Origin of the sequence: Microbacterium testaceum (assembly GCF_001476655.1) — a bacterium.
In the GTDB taxonomy this organism is placed as follows: domain Bacteria; phylum Actinomycetota; class Actinomycetes; order Actinomycetales; family Microbacteriaceae; genus Microbacterium; species Microbacterium testaceum_C.
Genome location: NZ_LDRT01000012.1, coordinates 48333 through 65491, shown reverse-complemented (window position 1 = coordinate 65491; position 17159 = coordinate 48333). Strand labels below are relative to the sequence as shown.

Annotated in this window: 18 protein-coding genes; 11 read left to right on the top strand and 7 right to left on the bottom strand. The window is 67.1% G+C overall.

Annotation, left to right across the window (positions count from 1 at the left end):
• The first annotated feature begins 62 nt into the window (after positions 1 to 62).
• Together NS220_RS02535 and NS220_RS02530 are read left to right on the top strand one after the other, a co-directional pair.
• Entirely contained in the window at positions 63 to 1382 is a 1320-nt protein-coding gene (locus NS220_RS02535; protein ID WP_058622534.1) for an amidohydrolase family protein, read from the top strand.
• On the top strand, positions 1372 to 1803 hold the full coding sequence (locus NS220_RS02530) for a cupin domain-containing protein (protein WP_058622533.1): 432 nt from the start codon (positions 1372 to 1374) through the stop codon (positions 1801 to 1803). Before NS220_RS02535 ends, NS220_RS02530 begins: the two co-directional genes overlap by 11 nt.
• Before the next feature lie 157 nt (positions 1804 to 1960).
• Here NS220_RS02530 and NS220_RS02525 read toward each other — a convergent pair whose 3' ends face one another.
• Entirely contained in the window at positions 1961 to 2326 is a 366-nt protein-coding gene (locus tag NS220_RS02525) for a VOC family protein (RefSeq protein WP_058622532.1), read from the bottom strand.
• A 93-nt stretch (positions 2327 to 2419) separates the two neighbouring features.
• Here NS220_RS02525 and NS220_RS02520 point away from each other — a divergent pair, with 93 nt between their 5' ends.
• From NS220_RS02520 to NS220_RS02500, 5 genes are all read left to right on the top strand, one after another.
• Positions 2420 to 3391 (top strand): helix-turn-helix transcriptional regulator, encoded by a 972-nt coding sequence (locus NS220_RS02520; RefSeq protein ID WP_058622531.1) that lies wholly within the window; start codon positions 2420 to 2422, stop codon positions 3389 to 3391.
• Positions 3392 to 4015: 624 nt separating this feature from the next.
• Positions 4016 to 5311 carry a replicative DNA helicase gene (gene dnaB, locus NS220_RS02515; RefSeq protein ID WP_440589453.1) on the top strand — a complete coding sequence of 432 codons (1296 nt, stop codon included), beginning with the start codon at positions 4016 to 4018 and terminating at the stop codon, positions 5309 to 5311.
• A gap of 43 nt (positions 5312 to 5354) precedes the next feature.
• Positions 5355 to 5723 (top strand): bleomycin resistance protein, encoded by a 369-nt coding sequence (locus NS220_RS02510; protein WP_058622529.1) that lies wholly within the window; start codon positions 5355 to 5357, stop codon positions 5721 to 5723.
• 206 nt (positions 5724 to 5929) lie between these two features.
• Positions 5930 to 6499, top strand: coding sequence for a TetR/AcrR family transcriptional regulator (locus NS220_RS02505; protein ID WP_153004124.1), 570 nt, complete (start codon positions 5930 to 5932; stop codon positions 6497 to 6499).
• Positions 6496 to 7656, top strand: a complete 1161-nt coding sequence (locus tag NS220_RS02500) for a GDSL-type esterase/lipase family protein (protein WP_058622527.1) — start codon at positions 6496 to 6498, stop codon at positions 7654 to 7656. The genes NS220_RS02505 and NS220_RS02500 overlap by 4 nt, the downstream gene beginning before the upstream one ends.
• 19 nt (positions 7657 to 7675) lie before the next feature.
• Here the strand turns inward: NS220_RS02500 and NS220_RS02495 are convergent, their stop codons facing one another.
• Positions 7676 to 9199 (bottom strand): FAD-dependent monooxygenase, encoded by a 1524-nt coding sequence (locus NS220_RS02495; RefSeq protein WP_081322944.1) that lies wholly within the window; start codon positions 9197 to 9199, stop codon positions 7676 to 7678.
• A gap of 83 nt (positions 9200 to 9282) precedes the next feature.
• On the opposite strand from NS220_RS02495, the gene NS220_RS02490 reads away from it, so the two are divergent.
• A complete protein-coding gene (locus NS220_RS02490; protein ID WP_058622526.1) occupies positions 9283 to 9894 on the top strand; it encodes a TetR/AcrR family transcriptional regulator in 612 nt (203 codons plus the stop codon).
• A gap of 52 nt (positions 9895 to 9946) precedes the next feature.
• Here the strand turns inward: NS220_RS02490 and NS220_RS02485 are convergent, their stop codons facing one another.
• The gene (locus NS220_RS02485; protein ID WP_058622525.1) at positions 9947 to 10375 is read right to left on the bottom strand and encodes a MarR family winged helix-turn-helix transcriptional regulator; all 429 of its coding nucleotides are present in this window, start codon (positions 10373 to 10375) and stop codon (positions 9947 to 9949) included.
• A gap of 287 nt (positions 10376 to 10662) precedes the next feature.
• Between NS220_RS02485 and NS220_RS02480 the strand changes: the two genes are divergently transcribed.
• Positions 10663 to 11490 carry an alpha/beta fold hydrolase gene (locus tag NS220_RS02480; RefSeq protein WP_058622524.1) on the top strand — a complete coding sequence of 276 codons (828 nt, stop codon included), beginning with the start codon at positions 10663 to 10665 and terminating at the stop codon, positions 11488 to 11490.
• 102 nt (positions 11491 to 11592) lie between these two features.
• Here the strand turns inward: NS220_RS02480 and NS220_RS02475 are convergent, their stop codons facing one another.
• Positions 11593 to 12066, bottom strand: coding sequence for a mycothiol transferase (locus NS220_RS02475; RefSeq protein ID WP_058622523.1), 474 nt, complete (start codon positions 12064 to 12066; stop codon positions 11593 to 11595).
• Between the two features lie 91 nt (positions 12067 to 12157).
• Here NS220_RS02475 and NS220_RS02470 point away from each other — a divergent pair, with 91 nt between their 5' ends.
• Positions 12158 to 12736: a helix-turn-helix domain-containing protein gene (locus tag NS220_RS02470; RefSeq protein WP_206542981.1), complete on the top strand. Its 579-nt coding sequence runs from the start codon at positions 12158 to 12160 to the stop codon at positions 12734 to 12736.
• Positions 12737 to 13008: 272 nt separating this feature from the next.
• Here the strand turns inward: NS220_RS02470 and NS220_RS02465 are convergent, their stop codons facing one another.
• On the bottom strand, positions 13009 to 13587 hold the full coding sequence (locus tag NS220_RS02465) for a hypothetical protein (RefSeq protein ID WP_058622522.1): 579 nt from the start codon (positions 13585 to 13587) through the stop codon (positions 13009 to 13011).
• Positions 13588 to 13781: 194 nt separating this feature from the next.
• Positions 13782 to 14738 carry a hypothetical protein gene (locus tag NS220_RS02460; RefSeq protein WP_153004122.1) on the bottom strand — a complete coding sequence of 319 codons (957 nt, stop codon included), beginning with the start codon at positions 14736 to 14738 and terminating at the stop codon, positions 13782 to 13784.
• A gap of 263 nt (positions 14739 to 15001) precedes the next feature.
• Here NS220_RS02460 and NS220_RS02455 point away from each other — a divergent pair, with 263 nt between their 5' ends.
• Entirely contained in the window at positions 15002 to 16087 is a 1086-nt protein-coding gene (locus NS220_RS02455) for a hypothetical protein (protein ID WP_058622520.1), read from the top strand.
• A gap of 18 nt (positions 16088 to 16105) precedes the next feature.
• On the opposite strand, the gene NS220_RS02450 is transcribed toward NS220_RS02455, so the two are convergent.
• Positions 16106 to 17158 (bottom strand): Eco57I restriction-modification methylase domain-containing protein, encoded by a 1053-nt coding sequence (locus NS220_RS02450; protein WP_058622519.1) that lies wholly within the window; start codon positions 17156 to 17158, stop codon positions 16106 to 16108.
• Between the last annotated feature and the right edge of the window lies 1 nt (position 17159).

Here is a 17159-nt window from a genome sequence, read left to right as displayed (position 1 = left end):
GACTGGCGCTCCACCCCGGCACGCGACACACGCCCGTCACACCGCGACCCTAGGCTGACGCCGTGCAAGAGCGTGCCGGTCGAGTCGTGGTGTACTCGGCATCCCTCGTCCTGCCGATCACCGCTCCGCCGATCCGCGGCGGGGCGATCGCCGTGGCGGCCGGGCGTATCCGGCATGTGGGGGAGCGCGAGTGGGTCGTGCACGAGCTGCGCACCCGCGGCGTCGCCTTCGACGAGGTGCACTGGTCGGGTGTGCTCACCCCCGGCCTCGTCAACGCGCACGCGCACCTGCAGTACACGGGCATGGCCGAGGTGGGACGCGGCGCCTACGACGGCTTCGACGACTGGGCGCGGGCGTTCCAGGTCGTCTACGAGACGCCGCACGACTGGGGAGCGGATGCCAGAGCCGGCGCGAACGCGATGATCGCCGCCGGCACCACCGCCGTCGCCGACGTGGTCACCGACATCGAGGCCGCTTCGGCGCTCCGCGACGCGGGACTGCACGGCATCACCTACTGGGAGGTGATGAGCTGGACCAACGACGCGTGGGCCGAACGTGGGCGCGCGGAGGTGGAGGCGCGCCTCGACGCCCTGCCGTCCCCGCCCGGGACCGGCCTCTCGCCGCACGCGCCGTACTCGCTCGATGTGGAGCCGCTCCTGGAGATCCCCGACATCGTGCGCGAGCGGGGGAGTCGCCTGCACATCCACCTCGGCGAGGCGGCGTTCGAGCGGGAGCACGGCGAGGCGCTGCCCTGGCGGGAGAGGCGTCCGGCGAGCTTCCAGGCCCTGCGCGCGCAGGGTTTCGGCACCGGGGCGACGGAGTTCGTCGACGAGCTCGGCGTGCTGGGGCCCGACTGCCACATCGCGCACGGCGTGTATATGACCGCGCGCGACCGGGCGACGCTGCGCGCGCGGGGAACCACCGTGGCCCTGTGCCCGCGATCCAACGCCGTCATCGGCCTCGACGAGCCGCCGGTGGCCGCCTACCTCGTCGAGGGCAATGCGCTGGCCGTGGGCACCGACTCCTTGGCATCCAGTCCCTCACTCGATCTGCTGGCCGATGTCGCCGCGCTGCACCGGCTCGCGCGTGCACAGGGCTATGCGCACCGCGACCTGTCCGAATTGCTGCTGCGCGCGGCGACCCTGGGCGGGGCGCACGCGATGGGTCTCGACACCGGTCCCGCGCGCACCGGATACCTCGCGGTCGGCGCGGCAGCCGACCTCGCCTTCTTCGACCTGGACGTGGATGCCGTCGACGACACGATCGAGAACCTCGCGACCGCCGGCGCCGGGCGCGCGGCCGCGACTCTGATCGACGGCGTGGTGCGATCGGCATGCGCTGTGTTCACCCGAGAGACCGGAGTACTCGCTCATGACCGATGACCGTCCTGCCACCGCCGTCCTTCTCGACCTCGAGCCGCACGCCGAGGGCGGGTGGTTCCGCCGCATGTGGACGGGCGGATACGCCGTCGAGACGCCCGCGGGGGAGAGGCCGGCGGCCACGTGCATCCACTACCTGCTGACGCCCGGGGAGGAGAGCGCGTGGCACGTCGTGACGAGCGACGAGGTGTGGTTGTGGCACGGGCCCGGAAAGCTCGCCCTGTCGCTGGGCGGCAGTGACGAGTCGCCGTCGCTCGACCACACGGTCGTGCTCGGCCCGGATCTCGCGGCGGGGGAGCGGCTGCAGTACACGGTTCCGGCCGGGGTCTGGCAGGCGGCGCGGCTTGTGGCCGACCAGGAGGTCGTCGTGAGCTGTCTGGTTTCGCCGGGGTTCAGCTTCGAGGATTGGCGTCTCGCGGACTGAGGCGCGTCGCGCAGGGGCGACCCGGGCGGCTCGCCGAACGGTTCGGCACGGCCGAGACTCGCCGCCCCCACGCGCGTCGCGCGCGGGGCGATGCGGGCGGCTCGCCGACGGGTCGGGAACGGCAGAGTCCAGCCCCCTGCGTGCGCCCCTGCGCGGCTCAGTCGACCGGCGCCACGCGGATGAGATTCCCGTCCGGATCGGCCACGACGAACGTGCGCCCGAACACATCGTCGTGTGGCTCCTCGATGACCCGCACGTCTGTCGCCGTCCAGCGCGCGAAGATCTCATCGACCGCGGACCCGCCGCCGGGCACCATCAGACCGAGCTCGCTGGTGCGTGGAGTGCTCGGGACGGCGTGCTCGGGGCGGCCCGTCCACAGGGCGAAGAGCACGCCCGGGGCGACCTCGAACGCGACGTAGCGCGGGCTGACGAAGGTCGGCTCGATCTCGAAGAGGTCGCGGTAGAAGGCCGTCGCGGCCTCGGCGTCGCTGACGTAGACGAGGAACAGATTGGGTGTGGACACGGGGAACTCCTTCGTGCGGTGGATATCTCTACGGACCCAGCCGATCACCGATACGCGACAGAACATGTCATGTATTCGAGGAGACTGGACGGTGTGAAGGCATCCCGGTTGCTGCACCTGCTGCTCCTCCTGCAGACGCGGCAGCGCGTGACCACGACCGAGCTCGCCGAGCGGCTCGAGGTCTCGCGCCGCACGATCCTGCGCGACGTGGAGGCGCTGTCCGCCGCGGGCGTGCCGGTCTATGCCGAACGGGGACGGAACGGCGGCATCGTGCTCCTCGCCGGGGCGCGGTTGAACGCCTCGCATCTCGATCCCGGTGAGCTCGAGGCGCTCTCGGTCGCCGGGCTCGACGACGCGCTGCTCGGTCGCCTCGGTCTCACGGCCGCGCACCAGACGGCCGTACGCAAGATGGCCGCGCGAGCGGCCGCGGTTCCGGGCACGCAGCCTGCACCTCGCTTGAGCGACATCGTCCTGGTCGACAGCAGGCCGTGGCTCTCGGGGGCCCGCGCCGAGGTCGACGTCGCGGAGCTCGCCTGGGCGCTGCGCCGCCGTCGTCGGCTGCGGATCGCGTATCGGCGGAGCGCGGATGCCGAAGCCTCGGCGCGCGTGGTCGACCCGTACGGGCTCGTCGCCAAGGCGGGCCGGTGGTACCTCGTCGCCGATGTCGAGGCCGGAGGTCGCCTCTTCTCGCTCGAGAGGCTGTCGGGGTACGAGGTGCTCGATTCGCCCGCCGAGCTGCGCGAGGGCGAGACCCTGCGGACGGTCTGGGCCACCCTGAGCGCCCGCACCGAGTCGACGGGCGAGGTCATCGTAACGGCGCGGCTGCGCGCGAGTCGCGTCGATCTGGCTCAGCGCATCCTTGGCACCCGCATCCAGAGCGTGTCTCCCGACGGAGAGGGCTGGTGCACCGTGACGCTCGGCTATCCGGAGGTCGAGGCCGTTCGGCAGCTCCTGCAGTTCGGAGACCACATCGAAGTCCTCGCTCCGGATGCCGCGAGGCAGCGCCTCCGCGAACTGGCGCAGGATCTCGTCGAGCGCCACGCACCGCGCCCGGAGTCGGTCTGACGGACTCCGCGGGGCACTTTTCGCGGTCGATGGGGAGTTTTCCGAGGTGGCGCGTGAGACGGGTGTGACGCGTGAACAGACGGTGAAGAGGCGCTGTCCGGACGACACGCCCACGCGAACGTGAACTTGACACGAGCGCGGCCCACCATTAGCGCGACGCGGAAGTTATCCCCCTGGTTGTACACACCTTCTTGTCAAGTCGAGCAACCTTCAACTCCCACTTCAAGTCGGATTTTCCCCCACGTCCTGTGGAGAGAAAAAACCCAGGTCAGAGGCATCCTGGACGGAGACTTTCCACATTTGACCCCAAGTTGTCCACAGAGGTTGTGCACAGCCTGGGCGGCGTTTCTCGCAATCTCTCCACAGAGTTATCCACAGGCTCATTTGCGTGGGGAGGGCCCCGTCCTTAACGTGGGTGCAGCCCCTCGGGCACACCCTCCCTCCCCCGCGCGCGTCGATGTCGGAACCCCCTGGTTCGATGCACTCGAGGCCGTCACCGCGCTCCTCTCGTGTCGCGATGGGTGAGTGCGTCCGAGAACAGAAGGAGAGCCTGTGTCGATCGCTGATATCGCCGAAGAGCGTCTCGGAAAAGCACCGCGCCCCGAGCGCACCCCGCCGCACGACATGCTGGCCGAGCAGAGCGCCCTCGGGGGCATGCTCCTGTCGAAAGATGCCGTGGCGGATGTCATCGAGACCCTCCGTGGTCCCGACTTCTACGTGCCGAAGCACGAGTTGATCTTCGACGCGATCCTCACCCTGTACTCGCACGGCGAGCCGACCGACGTCGTCACGGTGACCGACGAGCTCATCAAGACCGGTGAGCTCCAGCGCGCCGGGGGCCCGGACTACCTGCACACCCTCACCTCGATCGTCCCCACGGCCGCCAACGCCGGGTACTACGCGTCGATCGTCGCCGAGCGCGCGCTGCTCCGCCGTCTCGTCGAGGCCGGCACCCGCATCGTGCAGATGGGCTACTCGGGCGAGGGCGACCCCACCGAGCTCGTCAACAGCGCTCAGGCCGAGATCTACAACGTCTCGGGCGACGACAACGCCGAGGACTACATCCCCCTGACGGTGGCCGTGGATGCCGCCGTCGACGAGATCGAGGCCGCTCGCGGCCGCGACGGCTCGATGACGGGCATCCCCACCGGCTTCGCCGGCCTCGACCAGCTGACCAACGGTCTGCACCCGGGCCAGATGATCGTGCTCGCCGCGCGTCCCGCCATGGGTAAGTCGACGCTCGCGCTCGACTTCGCCCGCGCCGCCGCGATCAAGTCGAACGCCCCGTGCATCTTCTTCTCGCTCGAGATGGGCCGCTCCGAGATCGCGATGCGCCTCCTGAGCGCCGAGGGCGCCATCCCGCTGCAGAGCATGCGCAAGGGAACGCTCGACTCCCGCGACTGGACGACCGTCGCCGCCACCCGTGGTCGCATCAACGACGCGCCCCTCTACATCGACGACAGCCCGAACATGACGCTCGTCGAGATCCGCGCGAAGTGCCGTCGCCTGAAGCAGCGCGAGGGCCTGAAGATGGTCGTCATCGACTATCTGCAGCTGCTCACGAGCGGCAAGCGCGTGGAGTCGCGTCAGCAGGAGGTCAGCGAGTTCTCGCGCGCGCTGAAGCTGATGGCGAAGGAGCTGCAGGTTCCCGTCATCGCCCTGTCGCAGCTGAACCGTGGTGCCGAGCAGCGCGCCGACAAGAAGCCGGCCCTGAGCGACCTGCGTGAGTCGGGCTCGATCGAGCAGGATGCCGACATGGTGGTGCTGCTGCACCGTGAGGCCGCGTACGAGAAGGACTCCCCGCGCGCCGGCGAGGCCGATTTGATCGTCGCGAAGCACCGTAACGGGCCGACCGACACGATCACGGTGGCGTTCCAGGGGCATTACTCGCGGTTTGCGGATATGGCGCCGGGGATGTGACGAGATTGTCCAACCTGCGCGTCGGTGCCGTGGTTCGATCCGCATGACCGATCGCGCCGTCCCGAACCTGCCGTCTCGCGACTTCGACGCCACCATCGCGTTTTACCGAGGGTTCGGGTTCGAGCAGGACTACCGCGATGAGGGCTGGCTGATCCTCCGACGCGGCGAGCTCACGCTGGAGTTCTTCCCCTTCGCCGACCTCGATCCCGCGAGCAGCTCGTTCATGTGCAGCATCCGGGTCGACGACGTCGACGAGCTGTACCGACGCATCACGGCGGCGGGTGTCGTCGAGAAGACGGTCGGGTTCCCGCGCGTTCATCCGGTGGTGACGCAGCCGTCGGGATTGCGGATCGGGAACCTGATCGACATCGACGGCACGCAGGTGAATCTGATCGAGAATCCTGTCCGGTAGATCGTGGCCTGACGTCTCGTCCGATTGGCCCGAGGAGTGAGCCCGCGGGTGCGACCGATCGTGAGGTGAGTGCGCGCGGATAGGCGGGTACGAACCGCCTGGGGTGCTACCTGGCGGATGGACGCAGATGTGAACTATAGACTGTAGGAGAAAAACTATGGAATGTAGGCCATCCCATGCCACGAGCACCTCTCACCTACGAGGCCGTGATCGAGCGCGCCGCGGAACTCGCTGATGAAAGCGGCTTGGCATCCGTCTCTCTGTCGGCGGTCGCGCGGTCTCTCGCGGTCCAGACGCCCAGCCTGTACGGGCACGTCAAAGATCTGGCCGCCATGAGGGATGGTGTGAGCATCCTGGCTTTGAGAGAACTCGACGCCCGCAGCGGAGACGCCATTGCGGGGAGAGGCCGAGAGGACGCTCTTCGGGCGATTTGCGACGCGTACCGGAGCTACGCGTTCTCGCATCCCGGACGCTGGGAGGCGTTGCAGCGACGTATCGGTGAGGACGTCGTTCGAAGCGATGCCGCCGCGCGGTCGGGGCGCACCATGGCCGCCGTGCTTCGTGGCTACGCCATCCGGGAGTCCGATCGGGTCCATGCGACCCGTCTGATCGGGGCTTTCCTCAACGGGTTCGTGAACCTGGAGCAAGTCGGGGCCTTCTCGCACAGCGAGCCCGACGTGACGGCTTCGTGGGACGCGGCGCTGGGGCGCGTACATCTCCTCTTGGAGAACTGGGGCAGTGAAGCGGCGGAGACGGCGCAGGAGAAGAGACCATGATCGACGTTCCCCTCTCGGCATCCCTCTTTCACGGCGGAGCCGAGCTCGAAACCGTGGATGGGGCTGTGCGCCTTCATCGCTTGCCTCTGCCGTACCGCAGCCGCGAGGCGGACGGCCAGCTGCGACTCATGGAATCTCAGCCCTCGGGCGTGCGGCTTGTCTTCGGCACCCGGGCGACGACGCTCGAGCTGGAGTTGCGGGCGACGCGCGTCGCGTACAAGGGCCTCGCCCGCGAACGCGGCGCGGTGGATGTCACCATCAACGGTGACCTCCACGGGAGCCACCCCCTCCGCTACGGCAATGTCCTCGAGATCGACATGCAGACGGGCGGCACTGCGTCGCTCGCCGGCGAGATCGATCGGGTGTCGGTGGAGGAGCTCGCACCGGGAGACAAACACGTCGAGATCTGGTTGCCGCATAACGAGCAGGTCGACGTCGTCGCGTTGCGCGCCGACGCACCCGTCCACCCGCTCCGCGATGAGCGGCCGGTGTGGGTCCATCACGGCAGCTCCATCAGCCACGGGTCGAATGCGGCGACTCCGCTCCAGATCTGGCCCGCTGTGGCCGCACGAGGAGCGGGTGTGAACCTCCGCAACCTCGGATTCGGAGGCAGCGCAGTGGTCGACCCGTTCATGGCCCGGGTCATCCGAGACGCGCCCGCGGATGCCATCAGCGTCAAGCTCGGAATCAACGTCGTCAACCTCGACGCGATGCGCGCGCGCAGCTTCGTCCCGGCGGTACACGGGTTCCTTGACACGATCCGCGAGGGTCATCCGCGCACTCCCCTCGCGCTCGTCTCGCCGATCTTCTGCGGTATTCATGAAGAGACTCCCGGCCCGGGCTCGTTCGACGTCGATGAGCTGCGTGCGGGCCGCGTCCGCTTCGTGGCGACCGGCGACCCTACCCGCACGCGAGAGGGCGTGCTCACCCTCGAAGTCATCCGCGATCTCCTCGCCCAGGTCGTCCGCGATCGCGCGGGCGACCCCCACCTCCACTTCATCAGCGGGTTGGATCTCTACGGCCCCGAGGACGCCGAGGAGTTCCCACTCCCCGATGGGCTGCACCCCGATACCGCGACGCACGAGCTCATCGCGCGCCGATTCGTCGGCGTGGCGTTCGCTCCGGGAGGCTCCCTGCGACCCGCGGGATCGCCCTGAGGGGAAGATCTCGGGCTCGTCATTCCTTCACGGGCTGGGTGGTCCCGACGCTCTTGCTCCCCTCGAGCGTGCCCGCCGGGAAGTCGCGCAGGTACGCCCTGATTGCGTCGGCATCCCCCGCGTCGGAGATGACCGCGACATACGCGTCGGGACGGATGAGCACCAGCGTGCGCTCCGACGGCGCGTAGGCGGCGGCGAGGGATCCGTCCGTGTCGCGCGCGTCGATGACGCGCACCCCGTCGATGGCTGGCGCGGGTGCGTCGCCGAAGTTCAGCAGCGTCCACGTCCCGCCCGCCATGATCTCGAAGAGCCGATGCCGGGTGCCGTCGTGCGTCATGAGCCCGGTGGCATCCGGCGCGCGATCACCCGCGCGAAGCGCCGCGCGCTCGCCACGGTCGTCGCGGGCGAGTCGGGAGTCGCGGTAGCCGATGTCGAGCTGAATCGTGCGGAGGTCGCGCGTGGCCGGCATGACGCGATCGCGCATCATCGCCGCCATCCGTTCGTCCGACATCTCCAGCACGTGTTCTGCCACCGGCCGGCGCTCGTCTTCGTAGGTTGCGAGAAGGCTCTCGTCGGTACCGTTCGCGACCGCCGCGAGCTTCCAGCCGAGGTTCGTCGCATCCTGGATGCCGGTGTTCATCCCCTGACCTCCCGCGGGAGAGTGGATGTGTGCGGCATCGCCGGCGAGGAAGACGTTGCCCACGCGGTAGCGCTCCGCGAGCCGGATGTTCGCCCGCCAGACCGAGGTCCATGGCGCATCGATGATCTGGGCCGTGGTGCCGCCCGAGACCTCATCGAGCGTGGCTTGGAGATGGGCGACGCTGAGGTCTGGTTCTTCGCCGGGCTCGATGCCGGCCTGAAACTGGAAGAGGTCGGTCGACGGCAGCGGACACAGCGAGGCCATGTTGTCGGCGGAGCGCCACATGTGCCACGACTCGCGGTCCAGCCCTTCGACGGTGACATCGGCGACCAGCATGCGAACGTCGTCACGGGTCTCTCCGACGAACGGGATGCCGGATGCCTTGCGAACCACGCTGTGTCCGCCATCGCAACCGACGAGCCAGCGTGCCCGGATCGTGTGGGAGGCCTCTTCGCTGACGACGGTCGCGACGATGTCGCCGGGGGCGGCGAGGAAAGAATCGAGCCTCGCGCCGAACCGCACCGCGCCGCCGAGCTTTTCGAGGAGCGTGCGGAGTGCGCTCTCGACACGCCACTCCGGGGTGATCACGCTCGCGGGATAGGGGATGTCCGATCGGTCGAGAAGCGAGGCCGGTATCTCGCCGACCCGCACCGAGGAACCGTCGGGGGCGACGGCGGTCATCGGAATGGTCTGCGCATTCGCGAGGATCTCGTGAACGATCCCGAGGTCTTCGAGAACCTCGAGAGACCGAGGCTGAAGGCCCTTGCCCCGTGAGCCGGGCCGTGCCCCTTCCGCAGCCTCGATGATCTCGAACGGCACGCCTCGGCGCGCCAGCTGGCAGGCGAGCGTGAGTCCCGTGGGCCCGGCCCCGACGATGAGCACCGTGGTGGTGAGGTCTGTCATGATCTCTCCTATAAGAAAGACATTCCTTTCTTGTCAAAGTACGCCGCCTTGAGAAGGAAGTCAAAGCTTTCTAAACTCGCAGGATGGCCGCCTCCGAGCTCACTCAACGTCGGCGAGGCAAAGAACTCGAGGATGCGATCCTCGACGCGGCGTGGCATGAGCTCGTGGACGCCGGGTACGGGCGGTTGACGATGGACACCATTGCGCGGCGAGCGCGCACAAGCGAACCCGTTCTCTACCGGCGGTGGGCCAACAAGGATGCTCTCGTCGTCGCGGCGATCGAGCACCGGCGTGCCGCGAGTCCTATTCCGCTCGCCGACACCGGCTCGCTGCGCGGTGATCTCGTGGCGGAGCTGACGGCGTCGGCTGCCGCGCGCGCCGAGTTCTACGCGATCACGATGGCCGCCGCGCACGCGGGGCTTTCCGTTGACGGAGCGACGACACCAGCCCAGGTGCGCGACCGCCTCATGGGAGTTCACGACACCGGCCGCGATCGGCCGCTCTACCAGCGCGCGGCGGCCCGGGGGGAGATCGATCTCGAGCGGGTACCCGAGGTCGTGCTCGAGATGCCCTTCGCTCTCGTGCGGCTCGAGTTGCTCATGAATCTCACTCCGCCGAGCTCGGAGCGGATCCGTGCGATCGTCGACGACTGCTTCCTGCCGCTCGCCGAGCGTCGCGAGAGCGCGGCTCGCTGAGTGGGCGGTCTCGCATCTCCCACTCACCGACTGCGCGGGATGCGAGGGGGTGTCAGTCTTCCGTCGCGTTGAGGGTCGCCAACAGCTCGGCGAGCTGCTGGCGTTGTCCGTCCGAGAGCATGCCGAAGGTCTGCTCGAAGATCTCCGCGGCGAAGGAGTGTCCGGCCGCAAGGATTTCCGCACCGCGTGGGGTGATCTGGTGCACCCATCGGCGCCCCTGCGGGTTGCTCCGCGTGATGAGACCGCGCGCCTCCATGCGCCGGATCATCTGCCCGAGTGACTGGTCGCTCTGGAAAGTTGCGAGGGCGAGGTCATGCCCGGATGCATCCGGGTCGGCGGCAAGTGCCCGCAACACGTCCCACTGCACGATCGTCGATCCGATTGCGCGCATTCGACTGTCGAGCTGGCGGTGGTGCCGCCACTGCAACCGTTTGATCTCCCGCGCCAGATGCTCTGCCGTGCCGTGTCGTGCAACCTCCATCTCCCCAAAGTATCGCCCGGCTCAGTGCGCGCGGTCGACGAGAGGGGTGTGCCGACCCCGAGAACGGGAGAGTCAAGATCAATCTATTTATATAAATGTATTTGTATTACACTCTCTGGCATGTCCCCCGTCGTCTCCGCTGCATCTGTGACCGACACCGCCGCCTCGCGCCGCGGACCGGGGCGGACGGTGGGTTCCGCCAGTGCGGCGATGCTCGTGTCCTATCGGCCGTTCGCGGCCGTGAACGGGTCGCGGGGCTTATGGGGTTACGCACGAGGAGGAGACCGATGATCGCCACCACGACGACCGTGCACACCGCCTTCGGCGATGTGCCCGTCACCTACACCGACCAGGGCGAAGGGCACCCCTTCCTCCTCTTGCACGGCGGTGCCGGGTCGCAGTCCGTCCGGGCGTTCGCGGAGCTGCTTGCCACGACGCGGCACGCCCGGGTCGTCAGCCCCACCAACCCCGGCTTCGACGGCACGCCTCGACCGACCGAGCTCGCCACGATCAAGGACCTCGCGGCCACGCATCTCGCCCTGCTGGATGCCCTGGATCTGCACGACGTCACCATCGTCGGGAACTCCATCGGCGGGTGGACGGCCGCAGAGATGGCCTTGGCGGCCAGCCCTCGGGTGACCAGCGTGATCCTCGTCGACGCTGTCGGCCTCACCAACGACGTCGGCCCCATGCGGGACTTCTTCAGCCTCGCCTGGCACGAGGTCGAGAACTACAGCTACTACGAACCCGACCACTTCCGCATCGACCTCGACACCCTCCCCGCGGCGGCCACCCAGAACATGGCCGGCAACCGGGCCACGATGCTCGCCGTCGCCGGCCGGGCGATGGGCGACCCCACCCTGTTGGCGCGCCTGCCGCAGATCGCCGTCCCCGTCCTCGTCGTCTGGGGTGCGGCCGACGGCATCGTTCCCCTCAGCCACGGCCGCGCGTACAGCACCGCCATTGCGGATGCCGAACTCGACGTCATCGACACCGCCGGGCATCTCCCTCAACTCGAGACCCCTGAGCGACTGGTTCATGACGTGTGGCAGTTCGCCGACAAGCACGCCGCTTTCCGACCGGAGCGCGGAGGTGAGCCGCCCCGTGCGATCTGAAGCCAGGTGCCGATCGTAGCTCGCCCGAAGGGGGCCGCTACGGGGTCTCCCGTAGGACCGAGCTTCTCTCAGCTCCCACGGGCGTGAAGGCCAGTGGTGACCTCACCGCGCGTGCAACGCCCGCAGGATGTCGAGTTGACCCGTATTCCACGCGAGTTCGCTGAGCACGTGCGTGTACAGGCTGAGGACCGTGCGCTCGCCGCGCCCCGAGACGACGTCGCCGAGGTCGAGATCGGCCAGGTTCTCGTGCGAGTGCCGGTGTATCCGGCGGCAGTGTTCGATGACGGATGCCACGGTGTCGGTCTTGCGCGTCTTCCACGAGTTCGCGGTGGCGACGGGTAGGCCCAGCTCCGAGCGGGGGTGCCCCGTGATGGCCTCTCCGAACCACACGCCCTCGACGTAGGCCGTGTGGCGGACGACGCCGAGCAGTGACGGTTTCCCGGGGGCGATGACGGCACGGGCCTGGTCGTCGGACAGGTCGTCGAGACTGCCCAAGATGAGGTGACGGTACTGCTCGATACGGGTGTCGAGGTCTTCGCGGGTCGTGAATCCGGAATCGACGTGGGGGTGTGGCATCCGGTCTCCTGTCTTCGGGGCTCCCTCATCGTTGCGACGCGCGATGCCGATGCGCAAAGCTCCTGTCACATCTGCAAATCGGGAGGGGATCGTGGCGGACGAGGCGGAGATCATCGAGAGGGTCGGTCCTCGGCTGCGAGCGTTCCGGCAGACGGCTGGGCTGACGCTGTCGCAACTGGCCGCCCAGACGGGCCTGACGCCGAGCACGCTCTCGCGGTTGGAGAGGGCGCAGATCCGGCCGTCTCTCGAGCAGCTTCTGCCCCTCGCTCGTGTCTACGGGGTGCCCCTCGATGAACTGGTCGCCGCCCCCGCGCACGGGGACCCTCGCGTGCACCTCCGGCCGGTGCGGCGCGAAGGGCTCACGTATGTGCCGCTGGGGGTGAATCGCGGCGAGCTTCAGGCGTTCAAGGTGATCTACCCCGCGGTGTCCGATCTGCCTCCGGCGCGATTTCATGCGCACCCTGGGCGGGAATGGCTGTACGTGTTGTCGGGGGAGGTCCGACTGGTGCTGTCGGATCAAATCACGGATCTGACGGTGGGGGAGGCGGCGGAGTTCGACACCACGACCCCGCACTGGATCGGCAATGCGCACCCGACGCTGCCCGCGGAGATCATCGCGATCTACGGAAAGCAGGGCGGGCGTATCCACCTCGCAGACCTCGAACGGTGATGTTACAGATCGGGGAGTGAGGTCGCGGTTCGTCGGGCGCGGCGCATCTGTTTTGTCGGCAACACCTCTGCGCCGTGGGCCAACGTGCCGATGGGCATAGGCAACGGCTCGGCTGCGGGTGGCGCAGTGGTGCACCTCGTGGAGGAGGACGCGCAGCGCGCCCGGGCGGAGGTGTCGGAAGAGGGGGCGGCGGCGACCGCTTGTCATGACGGGCGGTGGGTCGTGTGCGGGGTCGGCCCGAGATCCCGGGGCGTGTCCCGACCTGACGGGGCTCAGGGCTGCCAGAACCCGAGCGTGCAGAGCAGCCGTGTCTCGTCATCGGCATCTGCGGGAGGCTCGATGGCCGGCGGGAAGACGCCCCACTGGCGCCACTCGTCGGCGTGCGGGGTGACGTGCTCGTTGAAGCCGGCGACCAGGTCGGTGGAGAGGTGGAACGGGATGCCGAAGTGCTTCGCGATCGAGTACGCCTGGAATGCGCGATAGGTCGCGAGGTGCGCGAAGCCCTCGGCGGCCGGGTAGTCGCCGTACGTGAAGCGGAAGGTCTCAGCGATGTCGCCCGAGCGCAGGGCTGCTGTCGCCGTGTCGTTGAGCGCGTCGTATGACGCGATGGGGTCGTCGCCGAGTAGATCGACGTCGGCGTACGGGTCGCCGTCGGCCGCCGCGCGGCCGGCGAGCACGTCGGGAATCCAGGCTTCGTCGTAGGCATGGCGGCCGAGGATGCCGAGCAGCGTGAGCGACTCGAGCTGGCTCCACTCCTGCGGGACGGGGGCGGAGAAGTCAGCGGGATCGAGCTGGTCGATGACCTCGCGCAGCGCGGCATCGGCGTGGAGGAAGAGGGTGGCTGGGGTCATGGTGGGGACGGTACTCCGGGGTGGGGACATGGACCAGGGTCCTCCCTCGATGGCTCGGCATGTGACGGTCGAGCCGCCCTCGCAAGCGCCGTCGCCCGAGTAGCGAGACGGTCTGAGCTGGTCGTGATCAGCTCGAATCAGGGGCTCGAAGCTCGTCGAGTCGGGCTCGGGTGCGCTCCGTGTCTGGATGATTGTCACCGAGAAGCGCTGCTCGTCGGGTGCGTACCTCCCCGTAGTCCGCCGCTCGGGGTAGTGCCTGCGGGAGAGGCCGGTGCAGAGGGCGGTCGGTGAGCGACAGTTCCTGCTCCCAGCGGCCCGTCGAGGGCGAACAGAGCATCCGCCGCTAGTTCCTGTCGAGATTGCCGGTCCGGTTCCGCCAGAAATACTGCCGCGAGGACGCCGAGGGCATCCGCCGCCCCCGCTTCAGACACGGTCTTGCCGGACCGTCGCAGCTTCCTCATTCGGGTTCTCATGAGTTCTCGAGTCGGTTCCTCCGGGGTGCGCGGAACGCCGTACATGCTCACGGCCAGCGCGACTCCAATCGCGGGGCCGAGGAAAACCTGCCAGATCGGCGCTAACCCAGCCAGCAGGAACCGTTCGAAGATGAGTGTCGACACGTAGCCCTGGCTCGGCAGCGCCGTGTCCATCTCGTGGAAGCGCGTTTGAATGACGGAGAGGCCAAGGGCTAGAACCATAGGGACCACAGTCCAAACGAGCGTCCACAACACCGGCGCGAAGTCCGATGTTGCCTGCACGCTTGTGACCATCGCGAGGACGCCTAGGACGACAAGGCCCGAGCTGCGTTGAGATTTCACCAAGAACGTGCCGCATAGCGCCGCGACGACCGGCAGGAGTTGAACGACCCATGCGTGCCCCGGCTGCATCAACCATGCTGGAGTGTCGTTCAGCCACTGTGGCACGCCCATTCCGAGGTTCATGAGCCCCTCGATGAGCCAGTCGATCGGTCCCTGGTCGAACAAATTGTCCGGGCGGACCGCCATGGAAGGCATGGCGCTCGACCACAGCCAGCCGCTTGCGAGTGCCACGACGGCCCATTGAACGAGGCGGTCCCACCTCACCCCGAAGAGGTTCGACAGGACTCGAAGAACCTCACTTTCATTCCGCACGTCCGAGCTCGTGCTCTCTGCCATCGTCATCTCCTTCCGGCCACGTGGGTCGAAAGCTACCGGTGAGCGACGACATCGTGTTGGCGTCGCGAAGATCGTGTTCCGAGACCCGATTGCCTCGCTGGAACCGCGAATGCGCATCCGCGACATCGTCGCCGAGCCGCTGCTTACGTTGCGAACTTGGAGTACGCCACCGCAACTACGTCTCAGGACAGGAAGCCATACGATCAAGACGACGCGCGTCGGTGGCGCCGTCCTTGTGCCGCCCATCCGAGGGGACGACGATCATGGCAGTAGAGATGGGAATATGGCGGGCCGACGGCGACAAGTTGAGCCGATTAGTGCCGACGCCGATTGGGCTTGAGTCCCAGCTCGAGAACTACATCGAGTCCGACCCGACCATGCTTGGGACTACCTTGCTTGTCATCGGTCGGCAGGTGCCGACTGCGCACGGCGGGTTCATCGACCTTATGGCGCTCGATGAGACGGCTGCTGTTCATGTGATCGAACTCAAGCGCGACAAGACACCCCGAGACGTGACTGCACAGGCGCTGGACTATGGCTCCTGGGTGTCTGGGCTCAGCCGCGCGGAGATCCACGCCATCTTCGAGGCTTACAAGCCCGACATCGCCTTGGAAGAGGCGTTTGCGCAACGCTTCAATGAGACCCTTCCCGACGAGGTCAACGCCACGCAGGTCTTCACGATCGTGGCGGCGAGCGTCGATGCGGCAACCGAGCGAATCGTCCGCTTTCTCAACGAGGACTACGGTGTGCCGATCAATGTCGTGTTCTTCCGACACTTTAACGACAACGGTGCGTCCTACCTCGCGCGCACGTGGCTCGTCGAGCCCGAAGGTGCGGCGAGCCCGAAGACGGCCTCAGTGCGCACCAAGACGCGCGAGTCATGGAATGGCACGGACTGGTACGTCTCGTTCGGCGACAGCCCAGAAAGCCGTCACTGGTCCGACGGAATGGCCTACGGATTTGTGTCTGGAGGTGGCGGCGAGTGGTTTTCTCGCACGTTAAAGAATCTCCCGCTTGGCGCACGGGTCTTCGCCTGCATCCCTAAGGTCGGTTACGTCGGCGTCGGCACGGTAATCGGCGAGGCCCAGAGATTCGACAAAACCACCGTCACCGTCGACGGAAGCGAAACGCGGCTCGCGGACCTTCCGCTGAGCGGATATTACCGGCACGCGGACGACCAGGACGATGCGATGGCCGAATGGGCGGTGCCAGTTGCCTGGGCCCGTACAGTGCCGCGAGAGCAGGGGTTCTGGAAGACCGGTATGTTCGCGAACCAGAACACTGCAGCCAAGCTTCGTCAGCAGTTCACGATCGAACAGGTCACGGCAGCGTTCGGACTTGACGACTGACGCGGAGAGACACGAGAGTCATTCCATCGACTTAACGTGGGATTCGATGAAGGTGATTTCTGCGTCGTCCAGGCCGTACTTGGCGTAGAGCTGCGCGTCGATCTCGGGGATCGACTTCGACCAATCGATGTCGGATGCTGATGAAAAGTCCTGGGCTGGCACGTACTTCCAGACCTTCGCGGGGTTGTGCTGCGTAGCCTTGATGATGCCGATCAGTGCGCGCGCGAACTTCGACTTAACATACTTCAGGCACGACCCGCCTTCGGGTTCCGAGTCGAAAGCCCCGATGGTGATGTACGTCTGGGTTACGGCTACGCCGGGCTCGCCCAGGAACGGGGTACCGATTACGATTGCTGGCTCCGCCCCGAGAGTACCGAGGTGCCCCCGAGACGCCGGCAGCACCACTTTGAACTTTCCGAGATTCGCGGGGCCACTGACGTATTCGCCAAGGATCCAGCGAGAAGTACGCTGCTTTCCATCAAGTCCCATGACGCGCACGTAGATTTGCCCGTCCTGCGGGCGTTGCTCGGAATAGAGGAAAGCGAGCTGATCGAAAGTCTTCGTGTTGATTTTGAACTGCTCGCCTGCGGCCATGAGAGTCGAGGCCTGAGGAAAGTCCTCATGCATCTTGGGTGTGAAACGGAAGGATCGGGAGCTGGTGATACCGATCGATTCCAACGGCTCGAAGCCCTTCGACCGCACCTTCTTCGTAATGGTATTGAGTTCAGGGAAGTGTGTGAACGTGCCAATTGGCTCGACCTCGAGGTCGGCGTCGCGGTAAGTGACGACAATCCCACCGTTAATGATGGTTCCCGGAAAGAGTTCATCGCTGTTAGGGGCGAAATGGGCGACCGAAAGGTGTCGGTCGGCGAGCATCTTCGCGTTCCAGTCCTTCGGGGTATACCCCGCGTCAAATAGGAACCGTGCTGGAGTGATGAGCACAACCTTGGTGCCGACTTCGTAGGCGGCATCCATGAAGCGGTGATAGATCGGCATGCTGTGCGTCGCCGTTCCGCTGGCGTCCTCCTGATACGGCGGGTTCCCGATCACGACGTCGAATTTCTTGGCCATG

Bases quoted from the DNA above. Each gene is read 5' to 3' on its own strand.
- NS220_RS02530 (WP_058622533.1), top strand. From the start codon at position 1,372: ATGACCGATGACCGTCCTGCCACCGCCGTCCTTCTCGACCTCGAGCCG.
- dnaB (WP_440589453.1), top strand. From the start codon at position 4,016: ATGCTGGCCGAGCAGAGCGCCCTCGGGGGCATGCTCCTGTCGAAAGAT.
- NS220_RS02510 (WP_058622529.1), top strand. From the start codon at position 5,355: ATGACCGATCGCGCCGTCCCGAACCTGCCGTCTCGCGACTTCGACGCC.
- NS220_RS02500 (WP_058622527.1), top strand. From the start codon at position 6,496: ATGATCGACGTTCCCCTCTCGGCATCCCTCTTTCACGGCGGAGCCGAG.
- NS220_RS02495 (WP_081322944.1), bottom strand. From the start codon at position 9,199: ATGACAGACCTCACCACCACGGTGCTCATCGTCGGGGCCGGGCCCACG.
- NS220_RS02490 (WP_058622526.1), top strand. From the start codon at position 9,283: ATGGCCGCCTCCGAGCTCACTCAACGTCGGCGAGGCAAAGAACTCGAG.
- NS220_RS02485 (WP_058622525.1), bottom strand. From the start codon at position 10,375: ATGGAGGTTGCACGACACGGCACGGCAGAGCATCTGGCGCGGGAGATC.
- NS220_RS02480 (WP_058622524.1), top strand. From the start codon at position 10,663: ATGATCGCCACCACGACGACCGTGCACACCGCCTTCGGCGATGTGCCC.
- NS220_RS02475 (WP_058622523.1), bottom strand. From the start codon at position 12,066: ATGCCACACCCCCACGTCGATTCCGGATTCACGACCCGCGAAGACCTC.
- NS220_RS02465 (WP_058622522.1), bottom strand. From the start codon at position 13,587: ATGACCCCAGCCACCCTCTTCCTCCACGCCGATGCCGCGCTGCGCGAG.
- NS220_RS02460 (WP_153004122.1), bottom strand. From the start codon at position 14,738: ATGGCAGAGAGCACGAGCTCGGACGTGCGGAATGAAAGTGAGGTTCTT.
- NS220_RS02455 (WP_058622520.1), top strand. From the start codon at position 15,002: ATGGCAGTAGAGATGGGAATATGGCGGGCCGACGGCGACAAGTTGAGC.
- NS220_RS02450 (WP_058622519.1), bottom strand. From the start codon at position 17,158: ATGGCCAAGAAATTCGACGTCGTGATCGGGAACCCGCCGTATCAGGAG.